Source organism: uncultured Roseovarius sp. (assembly GCF_963972555.1).
Classification (GTDB): Bacteria; Pseudomonadota; Alphaproteobacteria; order Rhodobacterales; family Rhodobacteraceae; genus Roseovarius; species Roseovarius mucosus.
The window spans coordinates 14604-34530 of the sequence record NZ_CAXAUM010000011.1; the positions used below are offsets into that span (position 1 = coordinate 14604).

Genomic DNA, 19927 nt, shown 5'->3' on the forward strand with positions numbered 1-19927 from the left:
CAGCCCCCGGACCCCCGGAGTATTTGCACCAAGAAGAAACAGGATGACAGCATGGCAGACTGGCGCGATCTGCAACAGAGCATGGCGGATCATGGCTATATCGCGGGCGATGATCTGGTCATGGCCCTGCATATCGCGCTCTCTCTGGGGCGTCCCCTCTTGCTTGAAGGGGCGGCAGGCGTCGGCAAAACCGAGGTGGCGCGCGTGCTCGCGGCGCTCAAATCCGCGCGCCTGATCCGGTTGCAATGCTACGAAGGGCTGGACGCAGCACAGGCGATCTATGAATGGAACTACCCCCGCCAACTCCTTGCCATCCGTGCCGCCGCCGAGGGGGGCGAGACAGGGGCCGGCGTCGAGGCACGGATATTCTCGGATGAATATCTGCTGGAGCGTCCCTTGTTGCAGGCCATCAGGCAGACGGAATCGCCGGTTCTGCTGATCGACGAGATCGACCGCGCGGACGAGGAATTCGAGGCCTATCTTCTTGAAATCCTGTCCGAGTTCCAGATCACCATTCCCGAGATGGGCACCCTCACCGCCACCGCGCGCCCCATGGTGATCCTGACGGCCAATGGCACCCGCGACCTCTCGGATGCGCTGCGCAGACGCTGCATTTATGCGCATGTCGACTACCCTGACCGTGCTGCAGAGCTTGCAATATTGCAAAGCCGCTGTCCCCAGATCGACCACCACCTCACCCGCCAGATCGTCAGCTTTGTGCAGGCGATCCGCCGCGAGGATTTGGAGAAAACCCCCGGCATCGCCGAAACCCTCGATTTCGCCGCCGCCCTCGCTGGCCTCGGCATCAACGACCTGACCCATGATCCGGTGATCCTGCAAGCTGCCCTCGCCACCCTGCTCAAGACCCAAGTGGACCGCGCCCGCATCACCACCGAAGTGGCGCAGCGCCTCGCGGGACAGGCAGCATGAGCCGCGTCACCCGCTTTGCCGCCCGCGATCCGGGGCCATCGGCGCGTGTCGCGGGTTTCATAGCCCATCTGCGCGCCAATGGCCTGCGGTTGGGGGTGGGCGAGACGGAAACAGCTCTTACAGCCCTCAGTCATATCAACGCGGCCAACCCAGACGAGACCCGCCGCGCCCTCAAGTCGGTCTGCGCCAGCACCGCCGATGAGGTAGCCCAGTTCGACGCGCTCTTTGACAGCTATTGGCTTAACGCCGGCCGCGTGCGCGAAAAATTTGCCCCGTCAGAGCGCGGCGGCAATGCCCACAGCCACAACAGCCGCGAGGCAAGCGGTGAAGACGCCGCCGCGCGCGGGCAAATCCATGCCCCCGACGATGGTGCAGGTGCCGCGCATGGCGAGGGCACCGGCACGCTCATCGCCAGCCGCACCGCCAGCCTCATGCACCACGACATGCGCAAACTTGTCAGCCCGCAGGATATTGCCGCCGCTGAATCCATCGCCCGCCACCTCGCGCACTCCCTCGCCTACCGCCGGTCGCGCCGCCGCCGCGCCGCGCGCCGGGGCGATCACATCCACTTTCGCCGCCTGATCCGTGCCAGCCTCTCGACCGGGGGCGAGCCGCTGACACTCCCGCGCAAGAAGCGCCCGGATCGGCGCATGCGGATCATAGCCCTGTGCGATGTCTCCGGTTCGATGACAATCTACGCGCGGGTGTTTCTCGCCTTTCTCACCGGCCTCATTCGCGCCGATGACGCCACCGACGCGTGGCTGTTCCACACCCGCCTTGTGCGCATTTCGGACGCGCTGCGCGACCCTGACCCGCTACGCGCGCTCAACCGCCTGTCGCTCTTGGCCGATGGCTTTGGCGGCGGCTCGAAAATCGGCGCATCGCTTGCACAGTTCGCCCACGGCCCTGCGCGCCAGTGCGTCAATTCGCGCTCGGTCGTGGTGATCCTCTCGGACGGCTACGACACCGACCCGCCCGCCGCCCTGACCGACGCCCTCGCGCGACTGCGCAAACGGGGCGGCCGCATAATCTGGCTCAACCCCTTGAAAGGTTGGAAGGATTACGCGCCGGTGACGGCTGCCATGGCCGCCGCCCTGCCGCATCTTGATCTCTTCGCCGCAGCCACGACGCTCAATGATCTGGCGGCGCTTGGCCCGCAGTTGGAGCGCCTGACATGATCCCTGACACGCTCAACACCGCTACCCACCGCTTGAACGCCGCCCGCACCCCCTATGCGATCGCCACCGTGATCCGCACCGTGGGGGCCACCGCCGCCAAGCCGGGCGCACGGGCGCTGATCCTCGCCGATGGCACCATCACCGAGGGCTGGATCGGCGGCGGATGCGTGCGGGGCGCGGTGGCCCGCGCCGCCCAGAGCGCCATCGCCGAAGGCACACCGCGCCTGATTTCCATTCAGCCCGACGAGGATCTGACCGCACAGGGCCTCAGCCCCGGTCAGCGCCATGAGGGGCGCGACATCGCCCGCAACGGCTGTCCCAGCAAGGGCGCGATGGAGATTTTCGTGGAACCCGTCCTGCCCCGCCCGGAACTGGTGATTCTCGGGGCCTCGCCCGTGGCCCTGGCGCTTGCCTCTCTCGCCCAGCCCTTCGGCTTTGACATCACCACGCCGGATACCCAGCCCGATTCTGGCCCCCTGCCCGCAGCCAACCACGCCCCCATGGTGGTCATCGCCACCCAAGGCGCGGGCGATCTTGACGCCCTGCGCGCGGCGCTGGCCTCTGACGCCACCTATATCGGCTTTGTCGCCAGCCGCCGCAAGTTCGCCACCCTCGCCGCGCGGCTTGAGGCCACGCCTGAGGCGCTGGCGCGGGTTCACGCGCCTGCAGGCCTTGCGATCCATGCCGTGACGCCCGAGGAAATCGCGCTCTCGATCCTTGCGCAGATCGTCCAGCACCGCCGCCAGGGCCAGCGCCAGACCTGACATTCCCCAAGTATCAAGGAGACCCAATGGACCTCGCCGATGAAATCACGCTTCACGCGCCCAAATCCCGCGTCTACGCCGCGCTGAACGATCCCGAAATTCTGCGCCAGAGCATTCCGGGCTGTGAGGAGTTGATCAAACAGTCCGACACTGAACTTGAGGCGCGCGTCGTGCTCAAGATCGGGCCGGTCAAGGCGCGCTTTACTGGCACGGTCACGCTCGACACCTCCGGCGCGCCGGATGCGTTTTCACTGACGGGTCAGGGCAATGGCGGGGCCGCAGGCCATGCCAAAGGCGGGGCGGATGTGACTTTGACCGAAGACAACGGCGTCACCACGCTGCGCTACACCGCCCGCGCCGAAATCGGTGGCAAGCTTGCGCAATTGGGCAGCCGCCTGATCCAGAGCACGGCGAAGAAACTCGCCGCACAGTTCTTTGCAAATTTTCAGCAGGCCTTGACCCCCGCCGAAGTTTAGATCCCCGCCAGAAACGCCGCGATCCCGGCCTCTGCGACGTCGCGGTCCTGCATCGGTGTGCCCGAACTCACGCCGATGCCGCCCACAACCTCTCCGTCCACGACGACAGGCAGGCCACCGCCCACCACCATCAACCGCCCGCCAATGGCCGAGGCAATGCCGTAAACCGGTTTGCCCGGTTGGCTTACCTCGCCATATTCATGCGTCGCCTTTTTGGCTCCGGCGGCGGTAAAGGCCTTGTCGATGGCAATGGTGATCGACGTGACCTTGCCCCCGTCCATCCGCTCGAACGCCACCAGATTGCCGCCCTCGTCGGTGATGGCGATGCACATCGGCACGCCAATCTCCACCGCCTTGGCCCGCGCGCCCGCCAAGAGCACCCCGGCATCCGCCAGATCAAGCCGCTTCACTGTCATCATGGCCCTGCCCCTTATGCCGCCTTGACCCCACGCCGCGCCGCATGCAGCAGCGGCTCGGTATAGCCCGAGGGCTGCTTGGCCCCCTCGAAAATCAGGTCCCGCGCCGCCTTGAACGCCGCCCCGTCGAAATCGGGCGCCATCGGGCGATAGGCCGGGTCATGCGCGTTCTGCGCATCCACCTTGGGGGCCATACGCCGCAACGAGGCGTCGATGTCCTCTGCCGTACAGATCCCATGGATAAGCCAATTCGCCAGATATTGCGACGAAATCCGCAGCGTTGCGCGATCCTCCATCAGGGCGACATCATTGATGTCCGGCACCTTGGAACAGCCAATGCCCTGATCGACCCAGCGCACCACATAGCCCAGGATCGACTGACAGGAATTGTCCAGCTCGCGCCGCACCTCTTCGCCCGATAGGTTCCGCCCCACCATCAGCGGCGGCGTCAAGAGATCGGCGCGCGATGCACGATCCCGCCCTTTCAGCGCCTCTTGCAGCCCGGCCACATCCACCTGATGATAATGCGTGGCATGCAGCGTCGCTGCGGTGGGCGACGGCACCCATGCGGTATTCGCCCCGGCCTTGGGATGCGCGATCTTGACCTCCAGCATATCGGCCATGGCATCGGGCTTGGCCCACATGCCCTTGCCGATCTGACCGCGCCCGGTCATGCCCGCCGCAAGGCCCGCATCGACATTCCCGGCCTCATAGGCCGCGAGCCAGATCGCCTTTTGCATCTCGCCCTTGGGAATGACCGGCCCCGCCTGCATCGAGGTGTGAATTTCATCCCCGGTCCGATCGAGAAAGCCGGTATTGATGAACACGCAGCGATCCTTGACCGCCCGGATACAGGCCATCAGGTTCGCCGAGGTCCGCCGCTCTTCGTCCATCACGCCCAGCTTGACCGTGTTGCGCGGCAGGCCCAGAATATCCTCGACCCGCCCATAGAGCGTATCGACAAAGGCACATTCCTCCGGCCCATGCAGCTTGGGGATCACCACATAGACAGATCCAGCCCGCGAATTGCCCTCAGGCCCGCGCGCCAGGTCATGCATCGCCGCCGCCACGGTCACCGCCGCATCCAGCATCACCTCGGGTGTTTCCTTGCCATCGAGCAGCACCGCATCCGTGGTCATCAAGAGCCCGACATTGCGCACCAGCATCAGCGCGCGACCGGGATGCACCACCTCGGCGCCCTGCGGATCAAGATAGGTCACATCCGGGTTGAGCCGCCGGGTCAAGAGCCGCCCGCCCTTCTCGAACCGCTCTTCCAGATCCCCGCGCATCAGACCCAGCCAGTTGCGGTAGACCACGCATTTGTCGTCGGCATCCACCGCCGCGACCGAATCCTCGCAATCCTGTATAGCGGTCAGCGCGCTCTCGATCCGAATATCGGCAATACCTGCGGGATCTTCTCGGCCAATGGTCGAGGCACGGTCAATCACGATCTCGATCATCAGACCGTTGACCCGCAACATCACGTTGCCGCCCGCGGTATGCCCGGCAAATTGCGCCGAATCGGCCAGCCCCGTCACCTGTCCCGCGACCGTGACACGCAACCCGCCATCCACCTCCAAGGCATCCACATCCGCCCAGGACCCAGCCGCCAAAGGCGCCACCTTGTCCAGATGCGCCCGCGCCCATGCAATCACTTGCGCCCCCCGCGCCGCGTCATAGCCCGGCCCCGCTGCACGCCCTGCAATCGCATCCGTGCCATAGAGCGCATCATAGAGACTGCCCCAGCGCGCATTGGCCGCATTGAGGGCAAAACGCGCATTCATCACCGGCACCACCAGTTGCGGCCCCGCAACCTGTGCAATCTCGGCATCGACATTCTGCGTGCCCAGCTCGAATGCCTCGGGTTCCGGCACCAGATAGCCGATCTCGGTCAGAAACTCGCGATATGCCTCACCGTCGAATTGCTGGCCGCGCCGCGCGCGGTGCCAGCCGTCGATCTGCACCTGCAATTCCCGCCGCTTGGCCAAGAGGGCCGCGTTCCTGGGGGCCAGATCACGCAACAGCGCGGCATAGCCCGACCAGAACTGATCGGCGCTCAGCCCAAGCAGCACCTCATCCTCGATCAGACGGGCCAGCGGTGCGGCCACGCTCAGGCCGTGACGGTCAACATAGGTGGTCATGAGTATCGCTCCAGTATTTCAGGAAATCATCGGGTTTTGCAGCTACTTCAGCGCTGCGGCACTTGTAAGAACGGGAAAAATGTTTTCCATTGTATGGAAAGGTATACCGAACATGTCCGACCCCCAAACCCAAGGCGTCCAGTCTGTCGCCCGCGCCCTGCGCCTGCTGCACCTGCTCAGCCAGCAGGACGAAGGCGCGCGCGTCTCGGATCTGGCGCGGCTGGCCGGTCTTGCGGTCTCGACCACCCACCGGCTGCTGACCACGCTGGAATTGCAGCATTTCGCCCAGTTCGATTCGGAACGCGCGCTCTGGCATGTGGGGCGCGGCGCGTTTTCGGTGGGCACTGCCTTTGCCCGGCGGCATAATTTCGTGACCCCGGCGCTGCCGCTCCTGCGCCACCTGCGCGACATCACGCGCGAAACCGCCAATCTCGGGATCCTCGATCAGGACGAGCTTGTGACGCTGTCACAGGTCGAAAGCCGCGAGATCATGCGCGCCATATCGCCCCCCGGCGGGCGCGTGCCCGCCTTTTGCTCTGGCATGGGCAAGGCGATTCTCGCCACCTGGCCCGATGCCGATATCGCGGAATTCGTGGCGCGCACCGGCTTTCACCCGATGACCAAGCGCTCGCATCGCAGCCTCACGACCGCCATGGTTGACGTCAAACGCATCCGTGCCCAGGGTTTTGCGCTGGATGATGAGGAACATGTGACCGGCCTGCGCTGCCTTGCTGCCGTGGTCTGGTCGCCGCAGGCCGAGGCGGTCTGCGCCATCTCGGTCTCGGGTCTGGCCGCCCGCCTGCCCGATTCCCGGCTCGAGACCGTCGGACGGCAAGTGGCCGAGGCGGCTGCGGACCTGACCCAGCGCATCGGCGGGCAGAAACCGGAATAACCCCGTCAAAAGAGCGTCCCTTGCCCCTCCGGCGGTCCCTTGGGCTTGGATTTCGGCGCCGAGGTCGCAGCCCCCGACAGATCGAGCATCCCATCGGTAAATTCGATCACAAGTGCTCCGGCCCCCGCGGCCGCCGCCCGCGTGGTCACAACCGCCCCATCGCCGCGCACCACAGCGTAGCCGCGCTTGAGCGTGGCCTTGTATCCCAGCGTCTCGCGCAGCCGGTCCAGCGCCGCCAGCTGATCCTGCCAGCCCTGCACCTGCCGTCCTGCCGCATCCGAAAATCGGATCGACAGCCGGTCCAATTCGCGCCGCTTCTGCGCAATATCGCGGTTGAGCGCATGCACATTAAGCCGCGCCGCCACCCCCTGTAACCGCCGCCGATCCCCCTCGACCGCGCGCCGCAAGAGCGCGGGCCGCAGCGCCCCTGCCGTTTCCGACAGATGCACCCGACGCACCTGCACCGAACGGATGAGCGCCGCAGGCAGGCGCTCGCCCAGCGCATCCAGCCGTTGACGCGGCCCATCGAGCAACACCTCGGCCCGTGGCAGGGCCCGCGCCAGATCGCGCAGCCGCTGCCCACGCAGGCGCACCCCTTGGCTTAGCGCATGGCTCAGCCGCGCGCCCTGCCCCTCGACCCACGCCAAAAGGTCCATGCGCACCGGCACCGCCAGTTCCGCCGCCGCCGTCGGTGTCGGCGCCCGCTTGTCCGAGGCGAAATCAATCAGCGTCGTGTCGGTCTCATGGCCCACGGCGGAAATCAGCGGAATCGCACTCTCCGCCGCCGCACGCACCACGATTTCCTCGTTGAACCCCCACAGATCCTCGACCGACCCGCCCCCGCGCGCCACGATGATCAGATCGGGGCGCGGCAGCGCGCCACCGGGCGTCATCGCATTGAACCCCCGGATCGCCCGCGCCACCTCGGGCGCACATCTGTCCCCCTGCACGGCGACAGGCCAGATCAGCACCTTGCGCGGGAACCGGTCGCGCAGCCGGTGCAGAATATCCCGGATCACCGCACCCGAGGGCGAGGTCACAACCCCGATGATCTCGGGCAGATAGGGCAGCGCCTGCTTGCGCTCCGGCGCAAAGAGCCCCTCCGCCGCCAGCGCCGCCTTGCGCTTTTCCAGCATCGCCATCAGCGCGCCCATGCCCGCCGGTTTCATATCCTCGATGATGATCTGATAGCGCGACTGGCCGGGGAATGTCGTCAGGCGGCCCGTGGCGACCACCTCCATCCCCTCTTCGGGCTGCACCGCAAGGCGCGCCGCAACCCCTTTCCAGATGATTCCCGCCAGCACGGCACTATCATCCTTTAGATCCAGATAGATATGCCCCGACCGTGGCCGCGAGATACGCCCCAATTCGCCGCGCACCCGCACATGCGAAAACTCGCCTTCGATCATCCGCTTGATCACCCCAGACAGATCCGAGACCGAAAATTCCGGGGCATTGCCGCCCTCTTGGGGATCGTCGATCAGATCGGACATGCGCGCGCCTCCTGCCTTGTGTCTGGCTGCCCGCCACCTTAGAACGCGGACCAACCGAGGCCAAGCAGGAGTTGCCGCCATGAACATTCTAATCCTTGGATCGGGCGGGCGGGAACATGCGCTTGCCTGGGCGGTGCTGCAAAACCCCAAATGCGATCGGTTGATCGTGGCCCCCGGCAATGCGGGCATCGCGGAAATCGCCGAATGTGCGGCGCTCGACATTCTCGACGGCGGGGTCATCGCCGGCTTTTGCGAGGCCGAGGCGATTGATTTCGTCATCATCGGCCCCGAGGCGCCCTTGGCCGCCGGTGTCGCCGACCGCCTGCGCGACGCCGGATTGCTGGTCTTTGGCCCCTCCGCCGCCGCCGCACGGCTTGAGGCCTCGAAGAGCTTTACCAAATCCATCTGCGACGCCGCAGGCGCCCCCACCGCCGCCTACGCCCATTTCACCGATCTCGCCGCCGCCCGCAGCTATGTCGAAACCCAAGGTGCCCCCATCGTGGTCAAGGCCGACGGTCTGGCCGCAGGCAAGGGCGTGATCGTCGCCATGACCCTGCCCGAGGCCCAGGCCGCCCTTGACGACATGTTCGGCGGCGAATTCGGCAGCGCCGGGGCCGAAGTGGTGATCGAGGAATTCATGGACGGCGAAGAGGCCAGCTTTTTCGTCCTTTGCGACGGCGAGACCGCCCTTCCCATCGGCACCGCCCAGGACCACAAACGCGTGGGCGAAGGCGACACCGGCCCCAATACCGGCGGCATGGGGGCCTATTCCCCCGCCCCCGTGATGACCGATGCCGTCACCCGACAGGCGCTCGATCAGATCGTCCGCCCCACCTTGGCCGAAATGGCACGGCGCGGCACGCCCTACCAAGGCGTGCTCTTTGTCGGGCTGATGATCAAGAACGGTGCACCGCGCCTTGTCGAATACAACTGCCGCTTTGGCGATCCCGAATGTCAGGTGCTGATGATGCGCCTCGGCGCGCAGGCGCTCGACCTGATGCTTGCCACCGCCGAGGGGCGGCTTGCCGATCTCTCTGTCAACTGGGCCGAGGATCACGCCCTCACGGTGGTTCTGGCCGCACAGGGCTATCCCGGCGATTACGAAAAAGGCAGCGTCATCAAGGGGCTGGACACTTGCCCCGAGGACAGTTTTCACATGGTCTTTCACGCCGGCACCACACGCGCCCAAGGGCAGATCACCGCGACAGGCGGCCGCGTTCTGGCCGCCACAGCCCGTGGCACCACCCTGCAAGAGGCGGCCGACCGCGCCTATGCCATGGTGGATCGCATCGACTGGCCCCAGGGCTTTTGTCGCCGCGACATCGGCTGGCGCGCGCTGAAATGACCCTCGACACGGCCCCGGTCCGGGTGCAACCCGGCAGCGGGCAGGCCGACGCGATCCTTGATCTCATCCGCCGCAGCTTTGCGCAGATGGAGGGCCGGATCGACCCGCCCTCCTCCATGCACCGTCTGACCGTGGAAACCGTCGACCAGCACTGCCGCGATGGCGAGGTCTGGACCATCGGCACGCCGCCCGTGGCCTGCGTTTTCCTGACGCCGAAATCCGGATGTCTCTACCTGGGCAAACTCGCAGTCGATGCCGCATGGCGTGGGCAAGGGCTGGCCGCGCGGCTGGTAGACCTTGCCATGGACCGCGCCCGCGCCCGTGGCCTCGACGCGGTGGAATTGCAGGTTCGTGTGGAATTGACGGAAAACCACCAGGCCTTTGCCAGGATGGGCTTTGTCAAAACCGGCGAAACCGCCCATCCCGGATACGACCGCCCCACCTCGATCACCATGCAGCGCGCGGTGATCTAAGCGGGCATTTGCTCGGGCGCCACCCCGAAACGAAATCCCACGTTTCCAGAGGTCACAGCCTAAGAAAGCGCCACACGATTGATCACAATCTCTATATCATTGACCGTGTTCCGCTCATTCTCGGGATAGAACAAATCCGTAACAACTTCCCCTGCGAATATCCGAGCGACTTCGACGTTTGGTGCCAGGAATTGCGGAAGATCGAGCAACTTATCCTCTGGGGGGCCGTCTATCGACAAAAACGTAAGAGGCGCATTCGCCAGCTCCACCTCGGTCACCGTTGCCCCGTCAAGCTCTGCCGGACTAAACACGACATGCCGGAAGTGCGAGGTGATCCCGTCCCCAAAGCCCCTTGTCAGTGAAAAGAGACGGCTCTCGTGAACCTCGAATGTGCCCTCTATAGTCTCATCAATATTCAGCACGACACGGGTAATATCCGCGAGCGAATTTCCGTCCTGTCGGGACACGTCAAGCGTCTGCGCCGACAGGGTTGCCAAATCCTCGGACCGAAGGGTGAACACAAGATCGCTGCCGTCGCGCAGAGGTTCGATTGGCGTCCCATCTTCCTCTTCCAAGTCATCGACAAAGCTGATCCGAATCTCGTCCGCCTGTGTCGCATCCAGCCCGTCAGCGAAATAGCGGTAAACCTCAGGAGGGAGTGCGGGATCGGCATGAGTGACCGTAACCGCCAGAACGGATGGCTCTTCCTCGGTGCCGGGGGTAATTGTCACCTCAAATCCGGTCATCTCCCCAAGAACCGAACCCTCGGCAATATCCCGAACGATCTCGATCCTGTCTTCGGCCGGATTGAAATCATGCAGTTGGGCAATCACGCCGCTCGGGCTCCTACTGGAAAAATACCGGATGAGATCATCGCCATCGCCTAAGGTCACATCAACAGCGTTCTCGAATCTGAATGAATAGACATCAACAGTGTCATTGCCCTCACCCGCGTCGATCACACCAACGCCACCAACAAACACCTCGATCACATCATCGCCAGCACCCTCAAGCGCAACGGGTTCAACCCCCGGCACCTCCTGCGGGGTGCCTGCGAACTGGAAAAAACCCCTCCTACAAAGAGGGAAATCGTATCGTTACCCTCCCCGCCGATCCCAATCCCCCCAGACATATAAAGGCGGTCATTGCCGGCACCCGCGTCCACAGAATTGGAAACCGGTATGCTACGCCCACTTTCACCTCGGACAGTCTCGTTTTCGATCACGATCACATCGTCAAAAGGCGTGGCCACTTGATCCTCAGGACCGGGTGAAATCGACACGGTGCCGAATTGGCGCGGGCCATCTACGACCGGCTCTTCGGGGAGTGTTATGGGCGGCTACACCTCTCCGACGTCTTCCTCGTCGGGCGGCCCATCATTGGAGACGTTATCATCGTCATTTTGATCACTTAAGACAAGGGATGCCCCCAAAACGCCCATCGCCGCCAACAGCAAACCAAGCATACCGTCGCTCCTCACAAACCTTGCCTTGCGCGAAGCGTAGGTTGGGACAAAAATGTAATCAATCTACCTATCGAATGGCTTCCACTTGCGGCTTTCAAATTATGGTTGTGCGCCGCAAGCGCGCAACAGGTGCGCCCCCTGTCAACCGCAGGTCAGCGCCTGTGCGAACCCCTCCGGGTTGGCCGTGATCCCCAAGGGCCGCGCCGTCAGGTCAGCGCCGTCAAACGCCACCGCCACTACTTCGCGGAATCCGGCATCCGCGACGATGATTTCGGGACCCGGACCACAGTCGCGCACCCCGCCCCAGATCACCTCATCCCCGATCCGGTGATTGGTGACACCCGTGAGGCTGGCAATTTGCGTCAATCCCCCCGGCGCCCAACTCCAGACGCGCAGGGTCTTGCCCAGATGCGGTGTCTCAACATAGGCAATGTCGGTGATCCCGTCACCATTCAGATCGGCAATCGCGGCGGGGGCCAGCCAGCGAAACCTTGTGCCGATTTGCGGGGTGGCCGCGGATTTCACCAACTGCCCGCGCCGCAGAGTGTAAATCGCGAGTTGCGCACCTTGCGTGGGGCTCGATTCCACCACCACAACATCGGTCTGACCATCGCCATCGGCATCCACCAGACGCGGGGCCATATCCTCGAACACATGGCTTGGCTCCGGCCCTTGCCGCAGGTCGTGCCGGATTTCCACTCCAGAGGCATCGCGCACCGCCAAGACACGACGCTCTTGGATCTGCCCCATGATCCGGTGCGGATAGCTGTCATCGGGGGCCTCAAAGCGCGCAGCGGCGATGTTGCCACCGCCGCTCGCAACCCAAGGTTCGGCCAGAACCGGCCGGGCAAACAGCAGCGCCCCGATGACCGCCGCCGCGCCGCGCATCTCAGATCTGTTTTTCCGGCATCTGCACGACCAGACCATCCAGCGCATCCGTCACCTTGAGCTGGCAGGTCAGGCGCGAGCGCGCCGGGTCCGGCTGATAGGCGAAATCAAGCATGTCCTCTTCCATGTCATCCTTGGCGGGCAGTTTCTCCACCCAGGTCGGATCGACATAGACGTGACAGGTGGAACAGGCGCAGGCCCCGCCGCAATCGGCCTCGATGCCGGGGATATTGTTGTCGCGCGCGCCTTCCATCACGGTCAGGCCATTGGCCACCTCGACCTCGTGCCGGGTGCCGTTATGCTCGATATAGGTGATTTTAGCCATGTCTGGGCTCACTCCGTTGCGTCGCTATCGCCCATCTACCTAATCGCGCCACCGGCCCGAGACCAGCCCAATTTGCGCCACCCCGGCAAAAGATTACCCTACGTCTTGCGCCAACGCGCGCCCAGCCAGCGCCGGACCCGCGCGCCATCGGGTTTGGTCTCGGGCAGGGCGCCCCGCATCTCTTGCGCCACATGCGTCGACAGGATCGCCTCTGCCCGCTCCGCCAGCGGCACCCATGCCTCGTCCGGGTCTTCTGGCGCGTCAAACAGTGCCCGCCCCCCAAGAAAATCCCGCGCCAGCGCCGCATTGGAGGCCGCACAGCGCGCCAGCAAATCGCGCCGCGCCTCGGGGCTCAGGATCTCTTGTGCGGCGCGGGTTTGCGCCCACTCTGGCCCCCGCGCCATGAACCGCGCCAAGAGCGGCGCAACATCCGGTGCCCGCATCCCCTGCGCCATCAGCGCCGCCTTGATGTGCCGCGCCGCCTCGATCATCGCCGCGGGCGGGCTGACATTCTGCTGCGCGATGCCGAGCGGCCCTTCGGGCAGCGCCACGCCGATCACGTCCAGCAAACGGCGCACGGCAAAATCCTGCGGCTGCGACGGGTTGAGCGGCACAATGCGCATCGCCGCGCGCCCCACCTGCGCCGCCCATGCCGACAAGAGCCGGTGATAATCCAGCGTTCCCCGCGACCACCGCCGCTCCAGCAGATCCTCAAAACTGCCGACCCAGTCGCTGCGGCCCTTCACATGCTGCTTGAAATCGCTCTCGATCCACAGATCCTGCCGCTTGAGATAGACGACCACCCGTGGCTCATAGCCCCTGCGCTCCACCGCATCGCGCAACGGCATGAACTTCTCGTCGCGCCACAGGTCGAACAGGACCTCGCTGCTCAACACCACATCGCGCCCCGAGCGCAGGAAATAGCCCAGATGCGCCTCCATCCGCGCGGCATCCTGCGCCATGCAGATGGCGGCCAGCTGCGCCGCATTGCCCTGATTGCGCGTGCGGTCCTCTGGATGACGCTCGTATATCTGCCCTTGGCCCGCCAGCCAGTCGGCCCGCGCCTCCAGAAAACTCTGGATCGTCGTGGTCGCGCATTTCGGCATGCCGATATGAAAGGTTACTACGGGCATCACCGCGCCTGTGGTCTGAACGGGACGCGCCATGTCAGCCACATCCCCCAATGGCCGCGAGTCTATAACATTTCGAGATCAAAGCGATAGAGTGACAGCGCATGATACGCGACCCTGCCACACCAAGAGGCGGACCATATCAGCGGTGGAGCAGGCTCTTCATCCGCGCCAACAGCGGCACAGCCCCCTCAGGCTGTCCGGATGCAGTCAGCGGGGCATCGCTCTGAACGGGCGACCTGTCATCTTGGCGCTCTTGCCTCAACGATTTCGCAATCACCCCCGCCAGAATAGCGGGCACCCGCTCTGTCGGGGGCACCCAATCCGCCATATCGTCCTGCGGCAGATCGTCAAAGGCGGGCTTTCCCCCCAGAAAGCTGCGCGAAAGCTCGGCATTCGAGGCGGCAAACTCGGACAAGAGCGCGCGCCGCGCCACCGGGCTGAGAAAGCCATCGCCGGGCACATCAAGGCTGACATCGCGCACGGACTCCAGAAACCGCTGGATCAAATTTCGAATGTCATCAGGGGCCATTCCTGCGCCGATCAGTTGCAGCTTGATCTGGCGCGCCGCCTCGGTTGCACTTGCCGACGGGCTGACATTCTGTCGAGGCGCGGCGATCTCCGCCTCTGGACGGGGCAAACCAAGCAGCGACAAAAAACTGTCGATGGCGTAATCCTCATCCTGCGACGGGTTCAGAGCCACCACGCGCATCCGCGCATGCCCAACCTGCTTGGCCCAGCTTGTCAGGAGGAAACGATAGTCAAGCGTATGCTTGGAACGGCGCAGCGCAAGCAGGTCGGCAAACGTCCCGTCCCAGAGGTTGGCGTCCTTTACATGCTGTTTGTAATCGCTCTCGATCCACAAATCCTGGCGTTTGAGATAAACGATCACCCGCAGATCAAAGCCCCGGTGCAGCACCTCTTGCTGGATCGTCTCAAAGCCGTTTCCGCGCCCCAGAACGAACAGCATTTCACTGCTCAGAACGACATCGCCGTCACAGTTCAGGAAAAAATCGAGATGCTCGAGCAGCTGTGCAGGGGTGCCGGTCATCGCATAGTCGGCCAACTGCGCAGCGTTTCCCTGCCTCTCGGTGGGATCATCCGGGTGCTTCTTGTAGGAAAACCCACGCTCTTCCAGCCAGGTCCCCTGCTTTGTCAGAAAATCCTGGATCGTCGTGGTGGCGCATTTCGGCATGCCAACGTGAAACAGAACCGTCTTCATACGCACCCCAGATCCTGCATCGCGCCTCAATCCTACAACCACAGCCGCCAAGCGCAAGCAAGCGCGTGTCGCACAGACACCGCGCTATGGACCGCGCCCGCGCGCCAAATGTGGCACGCAAAGCGGAACGCCCCTCAAGGCTTTGGTACAATTCGAGAATAATCCGAACGGAGAGCCGCGCTTTTGCCATGGTCCTGACGCCAACGCGCCCCTGCCGGGCGCTGGAATGACCGCCGGAACACAACATTTGAACCGGAGTCTCGACCATGAAACCCATCCTCACGCTCGTCACCGCGCTCACCCTTGGCCTCACCGGTGCGGCTCAGGCCGATGTCTCCAAGAAAATCGGCCGTGCCAGCCAGATCAAGGTCGGCAAAAGCAGCGTCACACCCCCTGCCGGCCATCAGGGCCAATGGTGGACGCATCCCTCGGGCTGTGAATATTCGCGCACCGGACGGCCCGGCGAAACCGTCTGGTATCTCATCATCAACACCGCCCGGCCCGGTTGTCCGGCCTATATTTCCGTCACCGGGCGCGGGGATGTCTACTAGGCCTGCCCCGACAGAACCGGCGTCATATGGATCAACGTGGGGCGGTCCGCCCGCAATGCCGCCTGCACCGCCTCTTGCAACGCCGCCACGCTTTGCGGGGCCTCGGCATGGGCACCATAGGCCCGCGCCAGCGCGCAGAAATCGGGGTTATGCGCCTTGACCGCATTGGGCGCGATCTGCGCACGCACCATGCTATCCTCGATCTCTTTCAGCTTGGTATTGTCCCAGACCAGAATCGGCAGGGCCAGACCCTGCTCGACTGCCGTGCCCATCTCCTGCACCGTATACTGAAACCCGTAATCGCCCGCGATGGCGATGGTGGGTTTGCCCCGCCGCGCCATTGCCCCGCCAATCGCCGCGGGCAGCGCATAACCCAGCGTGCCAAAGCCGGTGGGATGGTGCCAATGACCGGGCCGCGCCATGGGCCAGACCTCCTTGGCGACATAGGCGAATTGCGTCATGTCCGAATAGATCATCGTATCCTCGGGCAAGGCTGCGCGCAGGGCATCGCAAATGCCGGCGATCCCCGGCCGCTCGGCATCGCTCTCGGCCCGCCAACGTGCCCGCGCGGCAGCAATTTCCTCGGGTCGCCAGCCGCCCCGAGAGCCAAGATCCTGCGCCAGAATCCCCCGCGCCAGCGCCCTGGCATCCGCCAGGATCCGGCGATCCCCGGCCATGGCACCACCCAGAACATCCGGGTCCATGTCCACCCGGATAAGCGGCGCACGATGCCCCAAGGCGGGCCGCCACAGATCGTTCTGCGACAACTCGCTGCCCACGACCAACACCAGATCGGCCTCGGCGATCACCGACGCGCTGTCCGGCCGCGCCAGATAGGCCCCGAAATCGAGCGGGGCCGCCGCCCCCATGATCCCGCGCCCGGCATAGGTGGTAAAGGTCGCCGCCTCCAACCGCGTCGCAATCTCGCGCCAGTCTGCGGCACTCTTCACAGCGCCACCGCCCAGAATGATCAGCGGCTTGCGCGCCGCACATAGCGCCTCGGCCACCTCCGCCGCCACCTCAGCGGCCAGCGCCGGCGCATGATCCAAAGGCACCGCCACAGGCGCCGCCTCGGCCATCCCCTCCAACGCCGCAATCGGCACCTGGATATGCCGGGGCCGCCCGCGCCGCGTGGCAAACTCGACAAGCGCGCGGTCGATCAACCGATAGGCACTGGCCGCGTCGCGCGCCTCGGCGCTCCATTCCGTGACACATGCCGCCGCCGCCCGCTGGTCGCGCATCTGGTGCAGCTGCCCCTGCTGCGCCGCTGCCTCATCCAGACAGGATGACAGCACCAGCACCGGCACACTGTCCGACCACGCCTGCCCCAGCGGCGTCAGGATATTGCACAGCCCCGGCCCGGTGATCACAAAGGCAACCCCGGGCGTGCCCGTGGCCCGCGCGTAACCATCGGCCATGAACCCGGCCCCCTGCTCATGCCGCGCCAGAACATGGGTGATGCCCGCCTCTTCGATGCCGCGATACATCTCCTGGTTATGCACGCCCGGAATGCCAAAGATCACCTCGACCCCGCGCGATTTCAGCATATGGCTGATCTGCGCGCCCAAAGGGGCCTGCGCGCGGAACTCGTCGGATGTCTTGGGCATTTCAGGCTCCTTTTCAGGTCAGGGTGTCAGGGGCGCCAGAACGACGGCAGGATAAGCACGATCACGGCCAGAATTTCCAGCCGCCCCATCAACATGGCAAGGATCATCAGCGCCTTCGCCGCATCGGGAAAGGCAATCAGCGATCCGGTCGGCCCGACACTGGGGCCAAAGGCCGGACCGACGTTGAAAATCGCGGTCCAGGCCCCCGTCACCGATTCCATCAGCGTGAGCCCGGTCAACTCCAGCGCGACCGAGAAAAACCCCAGCGACAGGATATAGACGGTAAAGAGCAGCATCACCGATTGCAGCACCTCATCCTCGACGCGCCGCCCCTCATGGCGCAGGATCATCACGCTGGACGGGTTGAAAATGCGCCGCGCCTGCTGCCCCATGGCGCGCAACATAAGCTGGTAACGGAAAATCTTGATCGAACAGCCCGTCGAGCCGGTGCAGCCGCCAATCGCCCCCACCACGATCAGCACGACAAAGGGAAATGTCCCCCAGGCCGTCACATCGCCATCGCCGAATCCGGTGCCGGAAAAGATCGACACGATGTTGAACAGCCGCAAGCGCACGCTTTCTTCCGAAAACTGGCCGTTCATTATGAAATCATAACCCACCACCAAGGCGACGGAATAAAAGATCCACCGCAGATAGGTGCGCACCTGCGTGTCGCGATAGAGCGGCAGGATATTGCCCTGCACCCCCTGCATCATCCGCACAAAGGGAAGACTGGCCAGGATCATGAACACCACGCAGGCATATTGCGGCCCGCCAGGAAAGGCCGCAAAGGAACTGTCCATGCTGGAAAACCCCCCCGTCGAGACCGTGGTCAGCGCATGCACCGTCGCATCAAACGCCCCCATGCCAAGGGCAAGAAAGGTGAGCGTGCAAATCGCGGTCAGCCCCAGATAGACGTTGAGCACACCCTTCGAGATGTCGATGGTGCGCGGCAGCGCCTTGCCAAAGGTGTCGAACCCCTCGGCGCGAAAGAATTGCATCCCCCCCACCCGCATCTCGGGCAGGAACACCAGCGCCACGATCACAATCCCCAGACCGCCCAACCATTGCAGAATGCCCCGCCACAGCAAGAGGCCCTTGGGCAAGGTATCCAGCCCGGCAATCACCGTCGCCCCTGTGGTGGTCACACCCGACATCGCCTCGAAAAAGGCGTCTATGAACTCCAGATCGGTCTCGCCCAGCATGAACGGCAGCGCGCCAAAGAGCGGCAGCGCCACCCAGACCAGAGTGGTCAGCAAGAACGCCTGCTGGATCGTCAGTGGTTGACCTATCGAATTCTTGCACGACAGCGCCACCAATCCGCCCGCAATGCAGGTCACGATCATGCTTTCGGCAAAAACAGGCCAATGTTCGCGCCCCTCGGCGATATCCACCAAGAGCGGCAGCGCCATGGTCAGGCCCATGGCCATGACCATCAGGCCAACGAGATATCCCACGGGTCGCACATCGAACATGAGGCGCAGAGTTGGCCGTTGCCGCCGGTACTGTCAAGCTGCATCGACACCCGTATCGTGCCCTCAACCGGGCAGAATGTCCTCGAACACAAAAGCGGCAATATCGTCGCGCGTCAGCCCCATGGCCGCCAACTCCGAGTCGCTCAGACTCTGAAGATGCGCCACGCTCGCCAGCCTCGATCGAGCCAGCAGATAGCCGTTCATCCCGGCGGCGCGTTCCACCAGGAAAAGATCCAGATCGTGCCGCCAATTGGCGGGCATGAAGCGGGTCGTCAGGTCGGTCTCGGCCATTTGGGTTCCCTTTCCCGGATCGGACAGGTCCCCTCCCTGAAGGTATCATAGCGCGAATCCGGTCGGAAATCGCCCATCACCGGACAGCTGCCACAGAGTGTTGCCGCATTGCAGCAATCGCACGGACCAAGGCCGGGATGCCGTTCGAACCCTTCAACGCCTCACGCAATAGTTAAGTTCAATTACAGTGGATTCATGCAAATGTCCGCGTGGACGACCAACGTGTCTCATGATTTTCAAGGGAGTGAACATAGAATGAAACGCCAGCTTTTCGCCGCCGCGACCCTGATGGCCAGCCTCAGCCTTGCGCAAACCGCACATGCTGCCGAATGTGCCGTCGCCGTGGATGACCCCTTCGCGCTCGAGGCCGCCGCGATCGAGGAAATCTACGCCTGCATCAAGGACGAGCTGGTCGCAGGCTACGCAAAAGAGGGCGATGCCGTCGCCAGCGCCTATCGTGACTGGACCGTGTCCTCGACCCGCCCCGCCGTGGCCGGGGCCCATGGCAACCGCCTGCTTTACACCTTCGCCAATGACATCGCCGCCGAGCAATACCTGAAATACGCGACCGAGGGCGTGAACATGCCCGTAGGATCCGTGCTGGCCAAGGAAAGCATCACCATCAGCGCCAAGAAAAAGGCCGCCGTGCCCGGCCCGCTCTTTATCATGACCAAGGGCGAACCCGGCAGCGCGCCGGAGACCGCCGATTGGGTCTATGGCGGCATTCAGCCCAACGGCCAGCCGATGAAATTCAAGCAGAGCTTCTGCCATGACTGCCACGTCGCGTGGGAGGCACAGGACATGCTGGCCTATCCGCTGGAAGAGGTGCGGCTCGCAAACTGAGCAGCATGCCAGAAAATGCGCC

General features: G+C 64.1%; 20 protein-coding genes. 9 read left to right on the forward strand and 11 right to left on the reverse strand.

Features of this window, described 5'->3' with window-relative positions:
- The first annotated feature begins 51 nt into the window (after positions 1–51).
- From AACZ65_RS11795 to AACZ65_RS11810, 4 genes are read left to right on the forward strand one after another with little or no spacing between them, the layout of a single operon-like run.
- Complete coding sequence (locus AACZ65_RS11795) at positions 52–930, forward strand: MoxR family ATPase (RefSeq protein ID WP_339671087.1); 879 nt, start codon at positions 52–54, stop codon at positions 928–930.
- Positions 927–2108 carry a VWA domain-containing protein gene (locus AACZ65_RS11800; RefSeq protein WP_339671089.1) on the forward strand — a complete coding sequence of 394 codons (1182 nt, stop codon included), beginning with the start codon at positions 927–929 and terminating at the stop codon, positions 2106–2108. Before AACZ65_RS11795 ends, AACZ65_RS11800 begins: the two co-directional genes overlap by 4 nt.
- The gene (locus AACZ65_RS11805; RefSeq protein ID WP_339671091.1) at positions 2105–2872 is read left to right on the forward strand and encodes an XdhC family protein; all 768 of its coding nucleotides are present in this window, start codon (positions 2105–2107) and stop codon (positions 2870–2872) included. Before AACZ65_RS11800 ends, AACZ65_RS11805 begins: the two co-directional genes overlap by 4 nt.
- Positions 2873–2898: 26 nt before the next feature.
- The gene (locus AACZ65_RS11810; protein ID WP_339671094.1) at positions 2899–3348 is read left to right on the forward strand and encodes a carbon monoxide dehydrogenase subunit G; all 450 of its coding nucleotides are present in this window, start codon (positions 2899–2901) and stop codon (positions 3346–3348) included.
- Here the strand turns inward: AACZ65_RS11810 and AACZ65_RS11815 are convergent.
- Positions 3345–3767: a heme-binding protein gene (locus AACZ65_RS11815; protein ID WP_339671096.1), complete on the reverse strand. Its 423-nt coding sequence runs from the start codon at positions 3765–3767 to the stop codon at positions 3345–3347. The two genes, AACZ65_RS11810 and AACZ65_RS11815, sit on opposite strands and share 4 nt — an antisense overlap.
- Positions 3768–3778: 11 nt before the next feature.
- Positions 3779–5905 carry a malate synthase G gene (locus tag AACZ65_RS11820; protein ID WP_339671097.1) on the reverse strand — a complete coding sequence of 709 codons (2127 nt, stop codon included), beginning with the start codon at positions 5903–5905 and terminating at the stop codon, positions 3779–3781.
- A 112-nt stretch (positions 5906–6017) separates the two neighbouring features.
- On the opposite strand from AACZ65_RS11820, the gene AACZ65_RS11825 reads away from it, so the two are divergent.
- Entirely contained in the window at positions 6018–6797 is a 780-nt protein-coding gene (locus AACZ65_RS11825; protein ID WP_339671099.1) for an IclR family transcriptional regulator, read from the forward strand.
- Between the two features lie 5 nt (positions 6798–6802).
- On the opposite strand, the gene xseA is transcribed toward AACZ65_RS11825, so the two are convergent.
- Positions 6803–8290: an exodeoxyribonuclease VII large subunit gene (xseA, locus tag AACZ65_RS11830; RefSeq protein ID WP_339671101.1), complete on the reverse strand. Its 1488-nt coding sequence runs from the start codon at positions 8288–8290 to the stop codon at positions 6803–6805.
- A 79-nt stretch (positions 8291–8369) separates the two neighbouring features.
- Between xseA and purD the strand changes: the two genes are divergently transcribed.
- Both purD and AACZ65_RS11840 read left to right on the forward strand, forming a co-directional pair.
- Positions 8370–9635 carry a phosphoribosylamine--glycine ligase gene (gene purD, locus AACZ65_RS11835; RefSeq protein ID WP_339671103.1) on the forward strand — a complete coding sequence of 422 codons (1266 nt, stop codon included), beginning with the start codon at positions 8370–8372 and terminating at the stop codon, positions 9633–9635.
- Positions 9632–10108: a GNAT family N-acetyltransferase gene (locus AACZ65_RS11840; protein WP_339671105.1), complete on the forward strand. Its 477-nt coding sequence runs from the start codon at positions 9632–9634 to the stop codon at positions 10106–10108. The genes purD and AACZ65_RS11840 overlap by 4 nt, the downstream gene beginning before the upstream one ends.
- A 59-nt stretch (positions 10109–10167) precedes the next feature.
- Here AACZ65_RS11840 and AACZ65_RS11845 read toward each other — a convergent pair whose 3' ends face one another.
- The 5 genes from AACZ65_RS11845 to AACZ65_RS11865 all read right to left on the reverse strand — a co-directional run bounded on the left by AACZ65_RS11845 (position 10168) and on the right by AACZ65_RS11865 (position 15138).
- Entirely contained in the window at positions 10168–11145 is a 978-nt protein-coding gene (locus AACZ65_RS11845; RefSeq protein ID WP_339671107.1) for a hypothetical protein, read from the reverse strand.
- A 569-nt stretch (positions 11146–11714) separates the two neighbouring features.
- The gene (locus AACZ65_RS11850) at positions 11715–12461 is read right to left on the reverse strand and encodes a VCBS repeat-containing protein (RefSeq protein WP_339671112.1); all 747 of its coding nucleotides are present in this window, start codon (positions 12459–12461) and stop codon (positions 11715–11717) included.
- A gap of 1 nt (position 12462) precedes the next feature.
- Entirely contained in the window at positions 12463–12786 is a 324-nt protein-coding gene (locus tag AACZ65_RS11855; RefSeq protein ID WP_037270528.1) for a 2Fe-2S iron-sulfur cluster-binding protein, read from the reverse strand.
- Between the two features lie 98 nt (positions 12787–12884).
- A complete protein-coding gene (locus AACZ65_RS11860) occupies positions 12885–13952 on the reverse strand; it encodes a hypothetical protein (RefSeq protein WP_339671114.1) in 1068 nt (355 codons plus the stop codon).
- Between the two features lie 106 nt (positions 13953–14058).
- Entirely contained in the window at positions 14059–15138 is a 1080-nt protein-coding gene (locus AACZ65_RS11865; RefSeq protein WP_339671116.1) for a hypothetical protein, read from the reverse strand.
- Positions 15139–15404: 266 nt separating this feature from the next.
- Between AACZ65_RS11865 and AACZ65_RS11870 the strand changes: the two genes are divergently transcribed.
- Positions 15405–15689, forward strand: a complete 285-nt coding sequence (locus tag AACZ65_RS11870; protein WP_339671118.1) for a hypothetical protein — start codon at positions 15405–15407, stop codon at positions 15687–15689.
- Here AACZ65_RS11870 and AACZ65_RS11875 read toward each other — a convergent pair.
- From AACZ65_RS11875 to AACZ65_RS11885, 3 genes are all read right to left on the reverse strand, one after another.
- Complete coding sequence (locus tag AACZ65_RS11875; protein WP_339671120.1) at positions 15686–17296, reverse strand: thiamine pyrophosphate-binding protein; 1611 nt, start codon at positions 17294–17296, stop codon at positions 15686–15688. The genes AACZ65_RS11870 and AACZ65_RS11875 overlap by 4 nt on opposite strands.
- A 26-nt stretch (positions 17297–17322) precedes the next feature.
- Entirely contained in the window at positions 17323–18771 is a 1449-nt protein-coding gene (locus tag AACZ65_RS11880) for a TrkH family potassium uptake protein (protein WP_339671122.1), read from the reverse strand.
- Between the two features lie 63 nt (positions 18772–18834).
- Complete coding sequence (locus AACZ65_RS11885; protein WP_339671124.1) at positions 18835–19062, reverse strand: DUF1127 domain-containing protein; 228 nt, start codon at positions 19060–19062, stop codon at positions 18835–18837.
- 255 nt (positions 19063–19317) lie between these two features.
- On the opposite strand from AACZ65_RS11885, the gene AACZ65_RS11890 reads away from it, so the two are divergent.
- Positions 19318–19905 (forward strand): cytochrome P460 family protein, encoded by a 588-nt coding sequence (locus tag AACZ65_RS11890; RefSeq protein ID WP_339671126.1) that lies wholly within the window; start codon positions 19318–19320, stop codon positions 19903–19905.
- Positions 19906–19927 lie beyond the last annotated feature (22 nt).

Coding starts and splice junctions, on each gene's coding strand:
- AACZ65_RS11825 (WP_339671099.1), top strand. CDS start 6,018: ATGTCCGACCCCCAAACCCAAGGCGTCCAGTCTGTCGCCCGCGCCCTG.
- AACZ65_RS11795 (WP_339671087.1), top strand. CDS start 52: ATGGCAGACTGGCGCGATCTGCAACAGAGCATGGCGGATCATGGCTAT.
- AACZ65_RS11810 (WP_339671094.1), top strand. CDS start 2,899: ATGGACCTCGCCGATGAAATCACGCTTCACGCGCCCAAATCCCGCGTC.
- AACZ65_RS11805 (WP_339671091.1), top strand. CDS start 2,105: ATGATCCCTGACACGCTCAACACCGCTACCCACCGCTTGAACGCCGCC.
- AACZ65_RS11860 (WP_339671114.1), bottom strand. CDS start 13,952: ATGGCGCGTCCCGTTCAGACCACAGGCGCGGTGATGCCCGTAGTAACC.
- AACZ65_RS11800 (WP_339671089.1), top strand. CDS start 927: ATGAGCCGCGTCACCCGCTTTGCCGCCCGCGATCCGGGGCCATCGGCG.
- xseA (WP_339671101.1), bottom strand. CDS start 8,290: ATGTCCGATCTGATCGACGATCCCCAAGAGGGCGGCAATGCCCCGGAA.
- AACZ65_RS11885 (WP_339671124.1), bottom strand. CDS start 19,062: ATGGCCGAGACCGACCTGACGACCCGCTTCATGCCCGCCAATTGGCGG.
- AACZ65_RS11870 (WP_339671118.1), top strand. CDS start 15,405: ATGAAACCCATCCTCACGCTCGTCACCGCGCTCACCCTTGGCCTCACC.
- AACZ65_RS11880 (WP_339671122.1), bottom strand. CDS start 18,771: ATGTTCGATGTGCGACCCGTGGGATATCTCGTTGGCCTGATGGTCATG.
- AACZ65_RS11815 (WP_339671096.1), bottom strand. CDS start 3,767: ATGATGACAGTGAAGCGGCTTGATCTGGCGGATGCCGGGGTGCTCTTG.
- AACZ65_RS11840 (WP_339671105.1), top strand. CDS start 9,632: ATGACCCTCGACACGGCCCCGGTCCGGGTGCAACCCGGCAGCGGGCAG.
- purD (WP_339671103.1), top strand. CDS start 8,370: ATGAACATTCTAATCCTTGGATCGGGCGGGCGGGAACATGCGCTTGCC.
- AACZ65_RS11875 (WP_339671120.1), bottom strand. CDS start 17,296: ATGCCCAAGACATCCGACGAGTTCCGCGCGCAGGCCCCTTTGGGCGCG.
- AACZ65_RS11865 (WP_339671116.1), bottom strand. CDS start 15,138: ATGAAGACGGTTCTGTTTCACGTTGGCATGCCGAAATGCGCCACCACG.
- AACZ65_RS11850 (WP_339671112.1), bottom strand. CDS start 12,461: ATGCGCGGCGCGGCGGCGGTCATCGGGGCGCTGCTGTTTGCCCGGCCG.
- AACZ65_RS11855 (WP_037270528.1), bottom strand. CDS start 12,786: ATGGCTAAAATCACCTATATCGAGCATAACGGCACCCGGCACGAGGTC.
- AACZ65_RS11820 (WP_339671097.1), bottom strand. CDS start 5,905: ATGACCACCTATGTTGACCGTCACGGCCTGAGCGTGGCCGCACCGCTG.
- AACZ65_RS11890 (WP_339671126.1), top strand. CDS start 19,318: ATGAAACGCCAGCTTTTCGCCGCCGCGACCCTGATGGCCAGCCTCAGC.